6 protein-coding genes are annotated in these 4,321 nt (G+C 59.7%); 4 read left to right on the forward strand and 2 right to left on the reverse strand.

Features of this window, described 5'->3' with window-relative positions; genetic code table 11:
• Positions 1–771: COG4705 family protein (locus AB4048_RS28540; RefSeq protein ID WP_442205309.1), on the reverse strand; the 771-nt coding region annotated here is incomplete at its 3' end.
• A 13-nt stretch (positions 772–784) separates the two neighbouring features.
• Entirely contained in the window at positions 785–1,045 is a 261-nt protein-coding gene (locus AB4048_RS28545) for a hypothetical protein (RefSeq protein WP_442205310.1), read from the reverse strand.
• A gap of 216 nt (positions 1,046–1,261) precedes the next feature.
• Here AB4048_RS28545 and AB4048_RS28550 point away from each other — a divergent pair, with 216 nt between their 5' ends.
• The 4 genes from AB4048_RS28550 to AB4048_RS28565 all read left to right on the forward strand — a co-directional run bounded on the left by AB4048_RS28550 (position 1,262) and on the right by AB4048_RS28565 (position 4,289).
• Positions 1,262–1,939, forward strand: a complete 678-nt coding sequence (locus AB4048_RS28550) for a winged helix-turn-helix domain-containing protein (protein ID WP_442205311.1) — start codon at positions 1,262–1,264, stop codon at positions 1,937–1,939.
• Positions 1,926–3,299 carry an ATP-binding protein gene (locus AB4048_RS28555; protein ID WP_442205312.1) on the forward strand — a complete coding sequence of 458 codons (1,374 nt, stop codon included), beginning with the start codon at positions 1,926–1,928 and terminating at the stop codon, positions 3,297–3,299. Before AB4048_RS28550 ends, AB4048_RS28555 begins: the two co-directional genes overlap by 14 nt.
• Positions 3,300–3,433: 134 nt before the next feature.
• Entirely contained in the window at positions 3,434–3,691 is a 258-nt protein-coding gene (locus AB4048_RS28560) for a hypothetical protein (RefSeq protein ID WP_442205313.1), read from the forward strand.
• Positions 3,692–3,893: 202 nt separating this feature from the next.
• A complete protein-coding gene (locus tag AB4048_RS28565) occupies positions 3,894–4,289 on the forward strand; it encodes a response regulator transcription factor (protein WP_442205314.1) in 396 nt (131 codons plus the stop codon).
• Positions 4,290–4,321 lie beyond the last annotated feature (32 nt).

Below are 4,321 nucleotides of genomic sequence, written 5' to 3' on the forward strand. Positions count from 1 at the left end.
CTGGCTGGACGTTTCTTCACGTCGATGACCAGCCTCTATTGTCATATAGATTACAGTCAGAACGATGACGCCAAGAAACGCGAAGCTTGTATAGATCGTCCCGAAACCCAAGCCGCCATACTCCGACGGCTGGGCAAGCAGGTCGCCGAGCGATGCTCCGAGTGGCCGTGTGAAGATATAGGCCAACCAGAAGGCGAGAATGCTGTTCAGGGACAGGAAGTAGTAGGCGCCCGCAACGAGTGCGATCACACCAAGGAACAGACCGGCAGTCGCCAGGTATCCGATGTCGAACCTCTCGGACACAAGATCGCCGGCCGCCGTTCCCAGAGCGAACGTAAACAGGATCGCCAGCCAATAGAAGGTTTCTCGCCGGTTCGTGAAGATGGTGTGGATCGAAAGCGTTCCCTCAAGGGCGTACCAGGCCGCGAAGGTGGCTGAGAGGGCGATCACGAAGATGACGGTCGACACTTCAAGCGGAACGCCAAGATTGTCCGTTAGATTGTCGGTGACGAGCGTGCCGACAACGCTGATGAGCACGACCGCGCTCCAGTAGGCCCACGGTACATAGCGCTTCTGTCCGAGCTGGGCGACGATCGCGATGCAAAGTACAGTCGTCATGATCAGCGACGTCGCGGTCAGTCCCAGGCCCAGATTGACGGCCAGATAGTCTGCCGCCGTCTCGCCCATGGTGACGGCCATGAGTTTGATGATCCAGAAGTCGGCGGTGACTTCGGGAACGCGATTTAGGTTTTCTGTGGAAGGTTCGGTCATGGCGAATATCCGGCTACTTTCCCATGATCTTCATGGCTTCGGCGAGGAATTTGTCCGAGCGAGCGTCGTCGTCGGCGTTGCAGCGTTCGACGGCCYTGGTTTCGAGGTCGTTCACTTTCTTCATGTCCGCGTCGGCGATTTGCGTCGCTTTCTTCGCGTCTCGCATCTGTTGGAGCATGTCCTCGCAGGGAACTGCCGCCGCGGCCGCAGGGCCTGAAATTGCGGCAACAGCGAGCGCGGCATTCAAAACAGCGACGGCAACGATTGCTTTCATGGTGAAATCCTCTTCGTTCAATTTGTCTGGCCGACTGCCAGCGCCGCGCACACTAGAGGTGCGGACATACAACAGCCTTGCCGCAACCTTACTGTTTCGTAAGTTCCCGACAGGGGATCGAGCCGTGCCATTTCTTACAAATCTGTATGCTCGCGGAGAAGCCGCGGACAAATTCAGCGGCTAAAGGGAAACGAAGACATCCKGATCGGRGGCGTAATGCGGATTCTGCTTATCGAAGACGATCGAAGAACGGCCGACTTCGTCTCGAAAGGGTTTGCCCAGGCGGGGCATAGCTGCGACGTTTTCGCGGACGGGCGCGACGGTCTTTTCCAGTCCCAGTCCGATGCGTATGACGTCATGGTCGTAGATCGCATGCTTCCCGGCCTGGACGGCCTGTCCGTCGTCCGCGCGGCGAGGGCAGCGCACGTCAGGACGCCTGTGCTCTTCCTCACGGCGGTCGGCGGCGTCGACGATCGCGTCGAGGGGCTGGAAGCCGGCGGCGACGACTATCTGGTCAAACCCTTCGCCTTCTCCGAATTGCTGGCGAGGGTAAATGCGCTGGCCCGCCGGCCGCCGGTGCAGGAGCAAAAGACGGTGCTTAAGGTGGCCGATCTGGAACTTGACCTGATCCGCAGAGAAGCCCGCCGGGCCGGGCAGGTCATCGAGCTGCAGCCGAGGGAGTTCACGTTGCTTGAGGTGCTGATGCGAGGTGAGGGGAGGGTCGTCACCAGGACGATGCTTCTCGAACATGTGTGGGACTTTCATTTCGATCCGAAGACGAGCGTCGTCGAAACGCACGTCAGTCGGCTGCGCGCCAAGATAGACAAGCCGTTCGCGGTCCAGCTGCTGCACACGATTCGCAATACGGGCTATTCGCTGCATGCGCCTCGCTAGCCTCCGTCATCGGACGGCGTTCCGCCTGGCGCTCGCCTTCGGCATCCTGTTCATCGTGACCTTCGTGATCAGCGGCGCAGTCATGTATCACATGCTGCGGGTGGGCCTTGCGCGTCAGATCGACGTCTCGCTGCAYGGAATGAACTCGGTCATCGTGTCGACCTACGCGCCGAACGACATGGAAGACCTGGTGACGGCGCTGAACAGCTACGCCGCGCTGCAGTCGACGAGGCAAGGCGTGTATTCGCTCATCGATGCACAAGGCCAAAGGGTGGCCGGCAACTTCACCGCGCCCCGCTTTCCGGAGGGAGTGTCCACCGTTACCTCGACGCAACTCGGCATCCCAGGAGATGTACGCTACAGGATACAGGTCACCAGGCTTGGTGAATATCTGCTGCTTATAGGCAAGAGCTTCGAAGACAGCGACAACCTTCTGAGAATCGTATTCGTCAGCCTCGGGTGGGCAGCGGTCATGGTCATCATGACGGCGATCGGCGGCGGCTTCCTTCTCGCTGGCCGCGCACAGCGACGTCTCGATTTTGTGGCGAACACCATGCGCGACGTCTCCCATGGGCGGCTCGACGCGCGTATCCCWCTTCAGGGAACGGGCGACGACATCGATCGGGTGTCCRTRCAGATCAACGGCGCRCTGGAAAGACTGTCCGGCCTCGTTGAAGGAATGCGGCAGGTCAGCGCCGACATGGCGCACGARCTGAAGACGCCCCTGAACCGCTTGAGGCTGACACTMGAGGAGGCAATACAAGGCTACGAAAACGGTGCCGATATCAGTGACCTGCTGGGGGAGGTGAAGGACGAAAGCGATCAGATAAACGCGACGTTCGAGGCCCTGTTGAGAATCTCGCAAATCGAGGCGGGGGAGAGAAAGCAGCGTTTCGCGCCCGTGGACTTCRCGGSGGTGCTWTCGTTTGTCGAGGAGGTCTATGCAGGCGTCGCAGAAGACCGRAACCAGTTCCTGACWGYGCGTGCAAGCACGGATGCAACTGTAACCGGCGACCGGGAACTTCTCGTCCAACTCGTTGTCAACCTCGTGGAAAATTCGATCAGGCACTGTCCGGCGGCTACCACCATCGCCCTGGCATTGGACGAACGCCACGGAAACGTTGTTCTGACGGTGGAGGACAACGGACCCGGAATTCCTGCCGCCGAGCATGAAAAGGTTTTCCGGCGCCTCTACCGCCTTGATAAGAGCAGRACGACTTCGGGCGCCGGTCTCGGGCTGAGCCTGGTCAAGGCGGTGACCGAGCTGCACGCCGGCCGCATCACCGTGGGCGACAACAATCCGGGTCTGAAGGTCACGGTAGAGCTTCCTTCGACGCCCCGAGGAAATGCTGCGGGCTAACGCGACACTCGCTGTACGCCGAACAGGCACCTTACCTATTTGTATAGCCGCGGACAGATCGGCGAACGGTCGAAAGCTCATACTTCCAGCCGCATCGCCGCAGGCGGTGCGTGTTGGAACCCAAAGGAGTCGACATGACAGCGAAAATGATATCCGCGGCCGCCGCCGTCCTCGTTCTGGTCATCGTTTCGCCTGGTATGGCGAAGACCGACTGCAACAACGACATCCGAGAATTCGATGCTGCCGTAAAGACCACCGCGGCAAAGAAAGCCGATGTTCAGAAGGCCATGCGGCTTCGGGACGAAGCCAGGAAGGACTGCCAGGAAAAAGGCGGCACGCCGGTCGGCGACGCCGACATGCGCCAGGCGTTGACGCTGATTGGCGCGAAGTAAAGATTGTGATCTTCCCAAATCCGCAAACGGCGGCGGAACGTCGCGCGTGGCGTTCGCCACTTCGAATGGGATGGCTCTTCGAAGAGCGCTTGAGTTTCAAGCGCTCGCCCTTCCATCGCTACCTTCAGGTCAGCGTCAGCATGCCTATGAAATACTGCACATGGTTTGCCGATCGTCTCGGCGTGCATCTCAGAGGCAAGAGTTGGAGATACTGCTCGTAGAGGACAACGCACTCATCGGGGACGCGATCGTCGGTCAACTGTCGGCGAGTGGCGGGCATGTGGATTGGCGTCAGAGCGTCGTCGAAGCGATTGCCGCGGTGAACGAACAATCGTACGACTGCGTGGTCCTTGATCTTCGGTTGCCCGACGGGCATGGCCTGTCCGTTCTCAGCCACATCAGGGAGAGAAACGGAATAACCCCTGTTCTCGTTTTGTCAGCCTTCGATCAGATGACGGACCGTTTCGCCGCGATGGCCCGTGGAGCGAACGCCTATCTTGTGAAGCCATTCTCGTTGGGCGACCTGGAGTACCGCATCGCCAGCCTCGTTGCGGACACGCGGCGCTCGCCACTGCGGGGAGCCAATCAGCGTGATTAACGGTGTCCGTCGTTACAGGATTGCCGCGATAT

This window comes from Rhizobium sp. RAF56, from assembly GCF_052113965.1.
Lineage (GTDB): Bacteria > Pseudomonadota > Alphaproteobacteria > Rhizobiales > Rhizobiaceae > Rhizobium.